Origin of the sequence: Thalassomonas sp. RHCl1 (assembly GCF_947387555.1) — a bacterium.
Taxonomy (GTDB): Bacteria; Pseudomonadota; Gammaproteobacteria; order Enterobacterales; family Alteromonadaceae; genus Thalassomonas.
Genome location: NZ_CANDNZ010000019.1, coordinates 1 through 15,267, shown reverse-complemented (window position 1 = coordinate 15,267; position 15,267 = coordinate 1). Strand labels below are relative to the sequence as shown.

The 15,267-nt window shown below is 51.1% G+C and carries 8 protein-coding genes and 2 tRNA genes; 6 read left to right on the top strand and 4 right to left on the bottom strand.

The genetic code is table 11. The features are described from left to right. Positions 1 to 11 precede the first annotated feature (11 nt). From QL234_RS28975 to QL234_RS28955, 5 genes are all read left to right on the top strand, one after another. Positions 12 to 557, top strand: coding sequence for a hypothetical protein (locus QL234_RS28975; protein ID WP_281561222.1), 546 nt, complete (start codon positions 12 to 14; stop codon positions 555 to 557). Between the two features lie 84 nt (positions 558 to 641). Beyond that, complete coding sequence (locus tag QL234_RS28970; protein WP_281561221.1) at positions 642 to 10,385, top strand: Ig-like domain-containing protein; 9,744 nt, start codon at positions 642 to 644, stop codon at positions 10,383 to 10,385. Between the two features lie 2 nt (positions 10,386 to 10,387). Further along, positions 10,388 to 11,215, top strand: a complete 828-nt coding sequence (locus QL234_RS28965; RefSeq protein ID WP_281561220.1) for a thioredoxin domain-containing protein — start codon at positions 10,388 to 10,390, stop codon at positions 11,213 to 11,215. 194 nt (positions 11,216 to 11,409) lie between these two features. After that, entirely contained in the window at positions 11,410 to 11,673 is a 264-nt protein-coding gene (locus tag QL234_RS28960) for a RebB family R body protein (protein ID WP_281561219.1), read from the top strand. Positions 11,674 to 11,908: 235 nt separating this feature from the next. Further along, entirely contained in the window at positions 11,909 to 12,247 is a 339-nt protein-coding gene (locus QL234_RS28955; RefSeq protein WP_281561218.1) for a hypothetical protein, read from the top strand. A 168-nt stretch (positions 12,248 to 12,415) separates the two neighbouring features. On the opposite strand, the gene QL234_RS28950 is transcribed toward QL234_RS28955, so the two are convergent. The 3 genes from QL234_RS28950 to nadA all read right to left on the bottom strand — a co-directional run bounded on the left by QL234_RS28950 (position 12,416) and on the right by nadA (position 14,190). Continuing rightward, positions 12,416 to 12,793, bottom strand: a complete 378-nt coding sequence (locus tag QL234_RS28950) for a DUF1294 domain-containing protein (RefSeq protein ID WP_281561217.1) — start codon at positions 12,791 to 12,793, stop codon at positions 12,416 to 12,418. Between the two features lie 107 nt (positions 12,794 to 12,900). After that, positions 12,901 to 12,988, bottom strand: a tRNA-Ser gene (locus QL234_RS28945). A 143-nt stretch (positions 12,989 to 13,131) separates the two neighbouring features. After that, a complete protein-coding gene (gene nadA, locus QL234_RS28940; protein WP_281561216.1) occupies positions 13,132 to 14,190 on the bottom strand; it encodes a quinolinate synthase NadA in 1,059 nt (352 codons plus the stop codon). Positions 14,191 to 14,610: 420 nt separating this feature from the next. On the opposite strand from nadA, the gene QL234_RS28935 reads away from it, so the two are divergent. After that, the gene (locus QL234_RS28935) at positions 14,611 to 14,874 is read left to right on the top strand and encodes a SymE family type I addiction module toxin (RefSeq protein WP_281561215.1); all 264 of its coding nucleotides are present in this window, start codon (positions 14,611 to 14,613) and stop codon (positions 14,872 to 14,874) included. Between the two features lie 310 nt (positions 14,875 to 15,184). On the opposite strand, the gene QL234_RS28930 is transcribed toward QL234_RS28935, so the two are convergent. Beyond that, positions 15,185 to 15,260, bottom strand: a tRNA-Lys gene (locus tag QL234_RS28930). Positions 15,261 to 15,267: the final 7 nt, after the last annotated feature.

Here is a 15,267-nt window from a genome sequence, read left to right as displayed (position 1 = left end):
AGGATGAAAAAATGAAATTAAAAGGATGGGTAATGTTGCTGCTGTTACCGGCCTTGTTTGCCAATGCCGGTGCGGGATTAACCACGGGCAAACATATGCATAAAGCAGAGGCAGAAGAACCGGCCGAGCAACACAAGTTTTCCAAAGCCAACCGTTATGATTTTGATGGTGAGCAATATTGGTATTACAAGATGATGGAAAAAGTTACCAACGAAAGCGTCACCAACGGCACACTGCTCGGGGAAATTCAGGAAAGGGATCGAAAAATCTATTTTCAGCTGCCGAAAACGGAGGCGGACAATGCCGGAAAACGGAACAAGGGTTATACCATGGCGGTGGCAAAAATCGTGGCATTTTTAGAGCCGGGCTTTCTACCGGACAATGATGCCAATAAACAATATATGGCAAGCCTGAAAAAGATACTGCAAAAAAATACCCAGTTATCGAAAAGGATCCTCGAAGACCATGGTCGATTAAGCCTATGGTTTTCAAGAAATAAAAATCGACTAATCTGGTCTGAACAGGCCCAGCAGTTAGTCATAGCTGAATTGAAGTAAAACGTTTAACAGCATTTTAACAAGTTAACTGTCTAGCAAGACAAGATTTTAGCAAGTTAAACTAGATGTGGAGGTCGTAAACAAATGAAGACCGGACGATTTTCTCAGACTACAAGCAAGGGATTTCTCGATACCTTGCGGCAATACCTCCCTGCGGTGTTTTTGTTAACTTGTTTTAGCTTTACATCACTGCCCTATGCCAACGAAAATAAAGATGACGATGAACTGCCGGGCCCGCCGGAAATCATCGACATCCCGGATGCCGGGCCGATACTCAATGAAGACTGTATCGCCACCATTTTAAACCGCCAGACCCAGGTCAATGCCGACGGTACCTTTATTATTCCCAATGTCCCCGTGCCACAGGGGGCTTTCCGGGTACGGGTAGTTTGCGACCGCGCCGACGGCAGCGTCGATAACGGCCAGTCACCCTTTGTGCTGGGCAACCCCAACGGTGAAACCCTGTTTGATGAAATCTCCTTTGCCGACGATGACCCCGTACCTGTCTCTATCGAGATCAGCTCCCCGGCACTGGAACTCACACCGGAAGCCAACGGCGTCCAGTTGGTCACCACCGGCACCTTACCCGACGGTACCGAGATTGACATCACCCTGGCAGATACCGGCACCTTTTATCTGGTATCAAACCCCGCCATTGCCACCGTCAGCGACGACGGCTTCATTAACGCCGTTTCCAGTGGCACGCTACTGGTCACCGCCACCCACGAAGGGGTTATCGCCACTATCCAGCTCACCGTAAACCTGACCCTGGATGCGGATGATGACGGCCTGCCGGATGACTTTGAAAGCCTTAATGCAGTCAACCCCGGCGGCGCCAATTTATCCCGCTTGCCCGGCGTCACCGTCGATGCCAGCAGCTTCTCCGGTGGCAATGTGCCGGATCGCGCCATAGACGGCAATATTTTCACTTCCTGGTTTACCAGTGTCGGCGATGCCGCCAACAAACGCAGCGCCCCCTTTATTGAGGTTTTACTGCCGGACGATGTCGATGTCGCCCAGGTACGCCTGCTCGGCAACCGCACCAACCCGGTGGGTTTCGACTTTTTTGCCGGCCGCATCCAGGCCTTTGATGTCGCCGATAATGAAGTTTTTAACTCAGGCGAAGTTTTACTGCCGGCGCCCAGCCGTGACTTGGCCGTGCCGCTCGATGTCGATATGATCCGCCGGATACGTTTTACCGCCACAGACGATGAAAGCAATACCCCGGGACTGTCGGAATTCCAGATCTTATCCCGCCCCGGCGGCATAGGCTTAGATTTAAATGACGACGGCGACGCCCTGCTCGACTTTGATCTCGACGGCCTGAACAATACCGAGGAATTTAACTTAGGTACCAGTATCTTCCTTAACGATACCGACGGCGACGGCCTCGATGATGCCCAGGAAGGTACCTTAGGGTCAAACCCGCTATTATCGGATACCGACGGTGACGGCCTGCTCGACGGCTCTGAAGTCAACCCGACCTCGGACAGCGACGGCGACGGTATTATCAATATGCTCGACCCCGACAGCGACAATGACCTCTTGCCCGACGGCGTCGAACTTGCCCTGGGGTTGGATCCGCTGCGCGCCGACACTAACTTTAACGGTATCCCTGACGGCAGTGAAGACAGTGACAACGACGGCCTGCCCAACAGTGAAGAAGTGCTGGAAAACACCGACCCACTTAATCCGGATACCGACGGTGACGGCTTGCTCGACGGTGAAGAAGTGCTGCCGGGGGCAGACGGTCATATTACCGATCCGCTGCGCGCCGATACCGACGGCGACGGCATGGATGACGGTTATGAATCCCAGTTTGGCCTAGACCCCACAGATCCCAACGATGCCCTGGACGACCCGGATAATGACGGCCTCACCAACCTGGAAGAATCACAGCTGGGTACAGATCCCTTTAACAATGATACCGTGCCGCCAGCGGTCTCCCAGATCACGCCGTTAGATACCGCCTCCGATGTGCCCACCAACTCAGTAATCGTGGTGCGTTTTAATGAACAACTGCTGGACACGTCCATTACCGACGGCGTGATCAGCCTCACCAATGGTGTTCCGATCACAGGCGAGCTGAGTTTATCCAACGATTTATTGTCGGTCACCTTTACCCCGGATGAGCAGCTGCCGGGCCTGACCACTTTAGCCGTTGAAGTACAAGGCATACGGGATATTGCCGGAAACCTGATGGTGGGCAGCTTCAACAGCAGCTTTACCACGGCAGAATTTGTCGATGATATCCGTCCGACGGTTATCCGCACCAGCCCGCTCAGCAGCAGCTCGAATGTGCCGGTCAATGCCCCCTTTACCATGGAATTTAGCGAACCTATGGATCCGGCCACCCTGATCCCGGCCAATATCATCGTCCGGGATAACATCACCTTTAGCAACGTTCCCGGGATGATACAGGTGGATCCCGACGGTCGGGTGGCGTCCTTCGTGCCCGACAGCACCTTTGCCATCGGCCGCAGCCACAGCGTTTTTGTGACCACCAATACCCAGGATGTGTCCGGCAATGCCTTGCAGTTCCAGCATAACTTCTCCTTTACCACCGCCTTTGTCCAGGACAGCGAGCGGCCCAACTTTATCGCCAGCAGTCCGAAAAACTTTGATTCGACCATTCCCGTCAATGCCCTGATCCAACTGCAGTTCGACGAACCCATGAATATCGTCGATGCCGTACGCGGGGTCATAGTGACCACGCCGGGAGGCACAGTAGACGGCTCTATCGCCCTGGAAGATGCCAACCGCCGCATCAGCTTTACCTCGGCCAGTGCCCTGGCCCCCAATACCACGCATACCGTCAATGTCAGCACAGGTCTCACCGATCTGGTGGGTAACCCGATAGACAACCCCATCAGTTTCAGTTTTGATACCGATGATGTCGGCGATGTCGTCAGGCCAAGCTTTACCCAGGCAGATCCGGTCAATAACCGCTCGGATGTGCCCACCAATATGGCCGCCAGGATCACCTTTAACGAAAGGTTTAACGACTTAACCTTAAATAGCAGCAGCTTCTTTATTGAAAAAACCAATCCCTGCTGCTTCCCGGTGACCAGTACCATAGTGGTGGCAAACGACAGGTTAAGTGCTACCCTGACCCCGGATAACCCGCTTGAGCCCCTGACCTCATACCGGGTCAGGTTAAATACCGGCGCCCGGGATCTCGCCAATAACCTTTATACCGGCACTTCGGTACCGACAAACTTTAGTACCGGCGCGGGGGAAGACAATAACGCCCCGATAGTAGACAACCTCAGCCTTGAAGACGGCTTAACCGGCGTGCCCGCCAATGCCAGGATCCAGATAAGGTTATCCGAACCCGTTAACCTGGTGAACCTGCCAACAGACAGCATGACCTTGTCCCTGGGCGGCTCCGACATACCGGGCACCGTCAGCCTGAGCAGTGATCGCAGAACCATTATCTTTACCCCGGATGCACCGCTGGCCGCCGGGTTGTACGAGTTAAACTTAACCGGCCTGACGGATATCGCCGGTAATACCGGCATAGCCTTTAACAGCAGCTTTACCGCACTGGATACGGTAGATAACACCCGGCCAACCGCCAGTTCGGTTTCCCCTGTTAACGGCAGCAGTTCAGTGGCCGCCGATGCCAGCATGTCGGTTACTTTCTCCGAGCGTATCAATCCGCTGACCCTCAACAGCGGCAATTTCTTTGTTGAAAAAACCACAGGCGGCACGGTACGTATTGCCGGAGATTTAAGCCTTTCAGCCGACGGCTTGACCGCCACCTTTACTCCATTGACGCCGCTACTGCCGGGATTCACTTACCGCATCCGCACCTTTAACAGCATCCAGGATCTTTCCGGCAACGCCTTCTCCGGCAGCTCGGTGCCAAGTAACTTTACCATAGGGGGCGGCGAACCAGCCGATACCACTAAACCTCAGGTACAGCTGATCACTCCCAATAACGGCGCCAGCGATATCGGGGTGATCAATACTTCCGTGGTGGTCACCTTTACCGAGTCGTTAAATCCGGGTACGGTTAACAGCTCAACCATGGAGCTCTATGCCAACAGTATCCGGCTGTTCCCGTCTATTTCCCGCTCCAGTGACAACCGTACCGTGACCCTGCGGGATAACTTACCCGGCAACAGCACCATAACCGTGATCATTACCGATGACGTCACCGATCTTGCCGGCAATGCCATGGACAACTTTACCAGCGAATTCTCCACGGTCGCACCGACCGATACCGGCAGGCCTTCGGTGTTTAGCCAGCGCCCTGGTAACGGCGCCAGTAATGTCGCCACCGATTTAAGCCTGGTGCTCTTTACCAACGAGCCTATGGACATCACCACCCTGCCCGGCGCCCTGCATATTTCACAAAACGGCGACGCCGTACCCGGTACCATAGCCATTACCGGTGATGGCCGTAATATCGAATTTACCCCGGATGCCGATTGGCAGCCAAATGCCCTGATCCAGGTCTTTTTAGACACCAATGCCAAAGATACCTCAGGCAATAGCATCTTTAACTACCAGGGATCATTCAGGACCCAGGCAGACGGCAGCAGCGACAGCCCGTTTGTGATCCGCGAATCCCTGTTCCAGCAAAACACCAATGAGCTCTTAACCAACAGCTTTTTTGATATTGAATTTAGCGAAGCTCTCGATCCGACAACCGTTAACAGCACCAATGCCTTTATACAGGAAAACTTCAGCGGCGGAGGCCTGATCAGCGCGACCGTCAGCCTGCTTGGCGGCGATACCATACGTATCACCCCAAATGCAGCGCTTGCCACAGGTACCAACTATTTCTACCGCTTACTCCCGGGGTTGCGTGACCTCGACGGCCAGACCCCCAACTTCGGCAACTTTACCCGCTTCTTCAGAACAGGCTCAGGCGGCGATAATACCGCGCCGAATGTACTGGCAGTATCACCGCCGGATGCCGCGATAGACATCCCCACCAATGCCGTGATCCGCCTGCTTGTCGATGAGCTGACCGACTTAAGCTCAGTTAATGACACTAACGTGCAGCTTAATGACGGCTCAGGCAATGCCATCGCCTGTACCATCTCCAGCCAGAACTTTACTGACGGCCAACAGGAAATTTTGATCGTGCCCCATGCGCCGCTCAAAGAAAACACGGTTCACCAGTTAACCCTGGACGGCATTACAGATCTGGTGGGTAACAGCATCAGCGTACAAACCACCTCCTTTACCACAGGCATACAGCCGGATACGGTATCACCGGCCCTGGTGCGCACTAACCCCTTTAACGGCGCGACCAATGTTGCCGTCAATTCCGTGGTCGACTTTGAAGTCAGCGAAGCCCTGGATCCGGCCAGGTTCCAACATGCCGGTACCACATTACGGGATAACACCACCTTCCAGAACTTGGCCGTCACCAGCAGTTTAAGCAGCGATGCCCGTAAAGTTACCGTCGCCCCGGATAATCCGCTGCTGGTCAACCGCAGCCACAGCGTATTCCGCTCCGGCAATACCATGACAGATTATGCCAACAACCAGCTCTTTAACTGGACCTTTAGCTTTACCACTTCATTTGATCCCGATACCACCGCGCCCCAGATGGCCGGTATCAGTCCGTCAGATGGCCTGGCTGACATTGCCAGAAACGCCCGGGTACAAATAGACTTTGATGAACCGATACGCACCTCCAGCCTGGAGGGCATCACCCTCAGCGACAGCGGCGGCACACTGACCGTCAGCAAACAATTTAGCAACGGCAACCGTACCGTCACTTTAGTGCCGCAGAACCTGCTGACCGAAAACAGCTTACATACCGTCAGCATCGCCAATATAGAAGACCTGAGCAACAACCTGCTCACCGGCCCGGTCACCTCCAGCTTCACCACGGAAGACGGCGTTGATTTCTTCAGGCCGGCCTTAGTGGTTGCCGATCCGGTCAACAGCAGCACCAATGTACCCACCAATATGGTGGCCCATATCTCCTTTAACGAGCGCCTCAATCCGTTATCCGTTAACAGCGACACTTTCTTTATTGAGCAGACTTCACCCTGTTGTCCAAAAGTCACCGGCACGGTAGCCGTCTCCGCCGACTTGCTCCATGCCTCCTTTACCCCGGACGAGCCGCTTAAACCGAGAACCAATTACCGCATCCGCATGTTCAGCGGAGCACGTGACTTTGCCGATAATACCTACTCCAGTACCTCGGTACCGGCAAATTTCATTACCGGTGACGGTGAAGACAACAGCGCACCTGATTTTATCGGTAACAGCTTGACCGACGGCATCAGCAATGTGCCCGCCAATGCCGTGATCTCGGTGCGTCTCAATGAAGCCGTAACCCTGGTGGACTTAGCAGACGATGCCATAGTCGTCAGCACAGGCGGCGTACCACTTGACGGCACTATCAGCTTAAGCAGTGACCGCCGCACTATCTTCTTTACCCCGTCAGCACTGCTGGCCATTGGTAACTACCAGATTGATGTCAGCGGTTTAACCGATCTGGCGGGTAATACCAGCGGCGCCTTTAGCAGCAATTTTGAAGTCACCAACAGCAATGCCGACACGACCCGTCCGACCCTGGTTTCCACTTCCCCGGTTAATGGTGCCGCTACTGTCGCCAGTAATGCGGTGATCTCCGCAACGTTAAGCGAAAGGGTCAACCCGCTCACGGTTACCTCGGGCAGTGTTTTTGTTGAGCAAACCTCGGGAGGTACCGCCCGTATCGCCGGCAGCCTGAGCCTGTCCAACAATGACCAGACCATCAGCTTTACCCCGTTAAACCCGCTGGTTGCCGGACAAACCTACAGGTTAAGAATGTTTAACAGCGTGCAAGATCTGGCGGGCAATACCTATGCCAGCACCAGCGTACCGACCAGTTTCACCATAGATCCCGCCGGGCTCCAGGATACCACGGCACCAACGGTACAAGTGATCACCCCGCCAGACGGCGCCACCGACGTCAGCTTAGTCAACAACCCGGTTGTGATCACTTTCTCCGAGTCTCTGCGCCCGAATACAGTCAACAGCAATACCGTGGAATTTTTCGCCAACGGCAGCCGCTTATTCCCGTCCCGCAGTTTATCCAGCGATAACCGCACCCTGTTCGTCAATGACAGTTTACCGGCCAACAGCCTGATCACCCTGATGCTCACCGACGGTATCAGCGATCTGTCGGGCAATGCCCTGGCCAACTTCAGCTCGGAATTTACCACCGCACCGGCACTGGATACCGGCAGGCCTTCAGTGGTTGGCCAAAGACCCAATAATGGCGCCAGCAATGTCCCGGTTGACAACAATTTCACCCTGTTTATTAACGAACCCATGGATGAACTGACCATAAACGATGCCTTAAATGTCACCCAAAACGGCGTCCTGGTAAGCGGCACCACAGATATCACCGGCGATGGCCGCAGCATTACCTTTACCCCGGATACGCCCTGGAGCGACAACGCCCTGATCCAGATATTCCTTGACCCAAGCGCCCAGGATACCAGCGGTAATGCCTTAAACAATTACCAGGGCTCTTTCCGCACCGAACTGGCTGATGCCAATATCGCCCCTGCGGTCATTAATGAGAGTCTGTTCCAGCAAAGCACCAATAATGTCCTGGTCAACAGCCGGTTTGATATTAAGTTCAACCAAGCGCTAGACCCGTCAACAGTCAATAATACCAATGTTGAAATCAGGGAAAACTTCGGCAGTGCCGATCTCGTTGCCACAACCGTCACCCTGGTCGGGGACAGAATTATCCGCATCACCCCGGACGCCAACCTCAGTGACAGTACCAACTACTTCTACCGCTTATTTAACGGGTTGAGGGATCTCGACGGTCAGCAACCAACCTTTGGTAACTTTACCCGCTTCTTCGCCACCGGCACCGGCGAAGATAACAGCGCACCGGGTATAGTTTCGGTCTCACCGCCTGATGGCAGTGTTGATATTCCCATCAATGCCCTTATCCGGGTCTTGTTTGATGAAGCAATTAATATGACCGCCCTAGGCGACAGTAACATAGAGATCAATGACGGCAGCGGCGGCGCCATCTCCTGCAGTATCTCCAGCCAAAGCTTTAGCGACGGCCAGTTCCTGGTCTCTGTCGTGCCCCACAATCCGCTAAGTGCCAACACGGCTTATGACTTAACCGTCAGCGGCGTGGAAGATCTGGCAGGCAATATTGTCAGCAGCCAAACCACCTCCTTTACCACGGGAGTACAGCCCGATACCGTATCACCGGTATTCGTACGCAATACCCCGGTCAGCGGCTCCGTCGATGTACCGGTCAATGCCGTGATTGAAATGGAGGTTAACGAACCGCTCGATCCGGCCATTTTTGCCCATATCGGCGCAGTGCTCCGGGAAAATACCACCTTCACCAACCTGCCCTTTAGCCAAAGCCTCAGTGGTGATGCCCGTACCATGATGTTTGTACCCGACAGCGGTTTGAACTTAAACACCAGCCATAGCGTATTCCGCTCAGGAGCTGTACCCACAGACTATGCCGGTAACAGCTTCTTTATGCCAACCACCAGCTTTACCACCAGCGCGGTTGAAGACTTAACCGCGCCGACTGTGGTGGCGATCAGCCCGGATAATAACTTAACCGACGTGCCGATTAATGCAGTAATGGAAGTGCATTTTGACGAGCCGGTGCAAAGCGATGGCCTGACCGGTATCACCTTGAGCGACAGTACAGGCGATATCGATCTCTTGTTTGCCTTAAGCAACGGTAACCGCAACTTAATTATTACCCCGCGCAACCCGTTAAATGCCAATGAGCTTCATACCCTGACCATAGACGGCGTAAAAGACCTGGCCGATAATGTTATCGCCGCACCGGTTGTCAGCTTGTTTACCACACAAGATAGCGTTGACTTTAGCCGGCCGTTATTGGCATCGGTAGATCCGTTTAACAATGCCACCAATGTCCCCACCAACCTGGTAGCACAAGTCACCTTCACCGAGCGGGTCAATCCCTTATCCGTAACCACCAGCAGCTTCTTTATAGAAAGTACCAATCCCTGCTGTCCCGCCGTTGCCGGCACGGTACAGGTGGCCAGTAACCGCCTCAGCGCCACCTTTACCCCTGACAGCAACTTAGATACTTCCCACAGCTACCGTATCCGCTTGCTCACCGGGGTACGTGATCTGGCCAATAATACCTATGGCAGCACCTCGGTACCGGCTAACTTTACCACCAGCGACGCAGAAGACAACACAGCGCCGGTGGTGACCGGCATCAGCCCGACAGACGGTTTTTCCGGGGTATCGGTCAATAGCCAGGTGATGGTGGAATTTGATGAAGCCATCCGCAATGAAAGTCTGGCGGGGATTACCTTAAGTGATACCAGTGGCCTGGTCGCCGTCACTAGAAGCTTAAGCAACGGTAACCGCAGGGTAACCCTGACACCTATGAGCGATTTAACCGGCTCTGAGCTGCATACGATAGATATCAGCGGCGTGGAAGATCTGGCGACCAATGTGCTTGCCGCACCGGTCAGCTCAAGCTTTACCACAGGAACAAACACAGATACCACCAGGCCAACCCTGATATCCATTACCCCGGTTAATTCCAGCAGCAATGTCCCGGTCGGCACCACCTCGGTAGCCGTATTTAGTGAGCCGATCAACGCCCTGACCTTACCCGGCAATTTCTTTATCGAGCGCACTTCCCCCTGCTGCACCGCGGTCAGCGGCAGCTACAGTCTTAGCGCCGACCAGATGACGGTGACCTTCACCCCCGATGAAGATCTGGTCAATAATACCAGCTATCGGGTGCGGACACTTTCGGGATTGCGGGATTTGGCTAATAATTCATTTAGCGGCACCTCAGTGCCCAGTAACTTCACCACGGAGCCTTAAATATGAACAGCACCAAACTCCCTTTATTGCTAATAATAGTGCTAACACTAGTAGTCACCTTAACGGCATGCAGCAAAACCAACACGAGTTTGGCGCAACAACAAAAGCAGGCACAGCAACAGCAAAGCCAGGAGGCCAATGCAGCTATCCTGGCGATGCGGGACGATTTAAAGCAATTAAAGCGGGAAGTGGCCGCCATTCGCCAGGCGGTCACCGATATTCATAAAATCGCCATGGATACCCCGGAGCCGGTGGCCAAGCCCCTGCCCGCCCAGCTGGCATTGGATTTAGACGGTAATGACCCCTTACTGGGCAGTGAGGATGCCACTATCGCCATTGTCGAGTTCTCCGACTTTCAATGCCCCTACTGCAAACGTTTTGCCGATCAAACCTTCCCCGCCATCAAGAAAAATTACATCAAAACCGGCAAAGTCCGTTATATCGCCCGGGACTTCCCGCTCGACTTTCATCCCCAGGCACAAGGCGCAGCTGTGGCCGCCAACTGTGCCCTGGCACAAGGCGCTTACTGGCAAATGCGTGACAGCCTGTTCAGCAATATCCGCGAGTTAAGCCCCCAACGCTATCAGGAACTGGCAGGCGAATTAAAGCTCGACCTGGAGCAATTTAAACTGTGCAGCAGCGATAAACGCCACATAGAAGAAGTCAGTGAAGATCAGGGACTGGCAGCCTCCCTCGGCATCAGCGGCACACCGAGCTTTTTTATCGGCCGCATCGAAGGGGACAAACTGGTCAATGGCCGCCTGATCGTCGGCGCTCAGGGCTATCAAACCTTTTCAACGGTTATTGATTCAATTATGGCAGCCCCTTAACGGAAAACTCACGGCTCAAGTTAACGAATACTCTCAAAACCAGTCAAAATAAGCAGAGTTTTCTCATTAACTTAATGCCTTTCACCTTTCAGTTTCCCCCTGTTAGCAAGGGGGGAATTGAATAAGCTAGCTTTACAGCCTTTACTTACCCAACAATACTCATATTAAGCTAACTACATCAGGGAAGAAGCCAAATGTCGCAACCAGAAACAATTAATGGAGCCGTTATTGATACAGTAACGACCACTAATACAAAAGTAGTGGCAGAAGCCCCGGCTATGGCCATGGGCAGTTTATATCAAACCATAGGTAACTCTGTAGCCATGGCCGCCGCCAACGCGGTATATGCCCAACAGCAAGCAAATGTCACCAACCAGGCGGCTTCAACCCTAGGCATTACGAAACTCTTTTCAACCAATAAAATAGTTGATGCGATTAATTCCCAAAGAAATCAATGACCGGATATCAGCAGCCCCAAGCACACAACACGGAGCTAATAGAGAAACAGACTCAAGCCAGGTAAGAATACCAAGCTCAACCGTTTCTCTACACCCTGAAATGAATGTCTGTGCTTGAACCTTACCGTATTACTTACAAACCTGCAGCGATAAGGAAACCTTATAATGTCAAAATTGACAGGCAAGGCAAGATAATAGAAAAATTCTCTGGTGCGCTATCGAGGAAGGTAAGTTTATGATTAAACGTGAAGTATTAATGCCAATTGAGCTTGTCGAAGACATCGCTCAAATAGTCCATAAAGAAGGCTATCAAATTTTAAAAGATGCTTTTCCTGATACAAAGGCAAAACCACCGATATTTCTCAGTCAAGAGGAAGCTGAAGCTCTCATTGATTTAGCCGTTATTGAAAAGAAAAAAGCCAGGCTGATGTATCCGTATTATGATGATGAGCATCCTAAATTTAATGAGGAACACGAGCTTAAATTTGACGACGTACAGATGGGGATATATGAAAAAATCCTCTATTACGTAGAGTCCGCTTTTCAGAAAGGTAGTTTTGATCACCTTTTATAAAATGGGACATTAGCCCCCAGGCATACCCAAAGGCTAATTAAAAAAACGCCCCGGCTAACACTTTCTTTATTTTAGACCTTAACAATCAGATAAGAATTAGGCACTTAAATGTGAATAAATCTGCATTTCTAATCTTATAAGTCAAACATTGCGACAAGATTAACTCTGCTAATAAAACAATTTAGCTAATTCGTTTAACAGTTCTTTTACCTGGGGACTAAACCAAATAAAAGCACTGATATTTACCAATACAGTTAGTGCCAACACCAGGCGAAAAGATAATTTCTTGGATTTATGTCGTAACAGCTGCTGAGCAATCATTGCGCCTGGCCAGCCACCAATTAAAGCCAACAAGTGCAGGTGTTTTTCTTTAACGCGCCATTCTCCTTTCCTGGCCTTTGATTTATCAATTGCGTATATGGCAAAAGTGCAGAGACTTAGCAACCAATAACTTATTATTAGCGCTATAGGCAGGTAGGCTAAGTAGCAGGCAATAGTAATCGAGATTAAAAAGAGACATGCGAAATAGATAGAAAACAAACGCATATTATTACCTCTTTTGGAAAGTGAGCTGTTAACCCTAACAGACTCTTAAGAAATAAGTCTGCAGATAGCAAAAAGCCCTGCGATTGCAGGGCTTTTCGTTTTAAATATGGCGGTGAGGGAGGGATTCGAACCCTCGATACCTTGCGGTATACACACTTTCCAGGCGTGCTCCTTCGGCCACTCGGACACCTCACCAGATTGTTACTTTTAGCTGAATTTGCTCGTTCGCTGAAAGCTGCGCTATGGTAGGAAAAAAGCCTTGCGGGTGCAAGGCTATTTTTAACTTTTTATCAAAAAAACTAACTGTTTGCTGATAAATTAGGCTTATTAGCGAAAATTTACGCGTTGCCTTTTACTTTCAGTTTATTCTCTGCGGCAAAATTAAGCATGCGGTGCAGCGGGATCAAAGCTTTTTCTGCCAGCGCCGGGTCAACATTGATTTCACGGCCTGCCGGGCTTTCTAATGCCGCTTTAATCGAAGCTAAGCCGTTCATTGCCATCCAGGGGCATAAGGCACAGCTGCGACAGGTGGCACCGTTGCCGCCGGTTGGCGCTTCAATGAATTTTTTATGCGGGCTGGCCTGTTCCATTTTATAGAAGATGCCCTTATCAGTGGCGACGATAAAGGTTTCGTTATCCATTTCCTGGCTGGCTTTGATCAGCTGACTGGTTGAGCCTACGGCATCGGCAATTTCAACAACATTTGCCGGAGATTCCGGGTGAACCAGAACGGCAGCGTCCGGGTACTGTACTTTTAAGTCTCTTAACGCTTTGGCTTTAAACTCGTCATGCACAATACAAGCGCCCTGCCACATCAGCATTTCGGCGCCTGTTTGTTTTTCTATGTATGAACCCAGGTGACGATCCGGGCCCCAGATGATCGGTTTGCCTTCGCTTTCCAGCATATCGACAATTTCAAGGGCGATACTTGAGGTTACGACCCAGTCGGCACGGGCTTTTACCGCTGCCGAGGTATTGGCATACACGACTACGGTATGATCCGGGTGCTGGTCACAAAAGGCAGAGAACTCTTCAATCGGGCAACCTAAGTCTAATGAACAGGTCGCTTCCAGCTCAGGCATTAAAACAGTTTTTTCCGGTGTAAGGATTTTTGCGGTTTCCCCCATAAATTTCACACCGGCAACAATCAGGGTATCGGCAGGATGTTGATTACCAAATCGTGCCATTTCTAATGAGTCGGCAACACAACCACCGGTTTCTTCCGCTAACGCCTGAATTTCAGGGTCGGTGTAGTAGTGTGCCACTAATACGGCATTTTTCTCTTTTAGCAGTTGTTTGATTTCTTCTTTATATTGTGCTTTTTCTTCGCTAGTTAAGGGCTTAGGTTTGGCAGGATATTGAAAATCAAATTCCACGGCTAAATTGGCTTGCGTCATTACAAATCTCGTTAATGCTTTAAAAACAGGGCAATTATACGATAAAGCAAGGGTAAAGTGTACTAAGTAAAGTTCTGGAAAATTAAGGGGATAGCATAATAACTAAAAGTAATTAGACTCTAGGGTTTGATATATCAAACAGCACCAGCATCCAGGTGGCGAAAGGTTGTCTCTTCTACACAAATCAGCTGCAAGCCAACACTGTAAATTTTAACGGACATCTCCAGCATTATTCCCTTTAAAAAGAGCCCTGCCCGGTGTTGATTTACCCAGCCACGCAGTCTTTAGTTAAAGGTGGCAACAATAGCTGTTCCCTTTGTTACCACCTGCGGCACTAAAGCCGTAACTAAAGTCGCAACCCCTGAGTGTTCACACCACCCAGAGGTCGCTAACCACAACGAACTTCCCAAGGAGTACGTCATGGCTGATTATAATCATACGTCAGACCCCGCCCCGGCAAAAGTAAATTATCCCATTTATCGGCAGTTTACCGTGCTGGAAACTATCTGCGAGTCGGCAGCCAAAACCCGCGGCATCGGCATTAACTATGTCCCGGTAAACCTTGAGCCTTGTATTGTGCTCAGGGGGAAATGGCTCAGGCAGGCCGGTTTTGCTATCGGCCGTAAGGTCAGTATTGTGATAAACACGGAGGAGATACTCATCAAACCTAAACAAGTCAATTAAGCTGGCGACCTATAAACACCTGCAAGCATTAAAGCTGCTGCATCTCAAGTCAGGTGCTGCAGCTTTATCCGCATCTAAAGCCCGGAATGATTACCTGTTTTTCATCCCCCCAATAAAGTTAAGCATGATTAGGAGACAGGCCATAAGGCTTCAAGTACTCTCTAAATTTTTGGCTATTGCAGAAAAGGAGAAAAACCCAAAAGGTAAATGCAGTGGTGGTTTATGAAAGGCTTGCATCTTCAGAGATAATCTATGTTAAGAAGGTTAGAAAATCGCTTAATTCAGATATTTAAAAGGGAATAAGAAGACGTGGTGGGTCGTGAAGGATTTGAACCTTCGACAAATTGGTTAAAAGCCAACTGCTCTACCAACTGAGCTAACGACCCACATAAA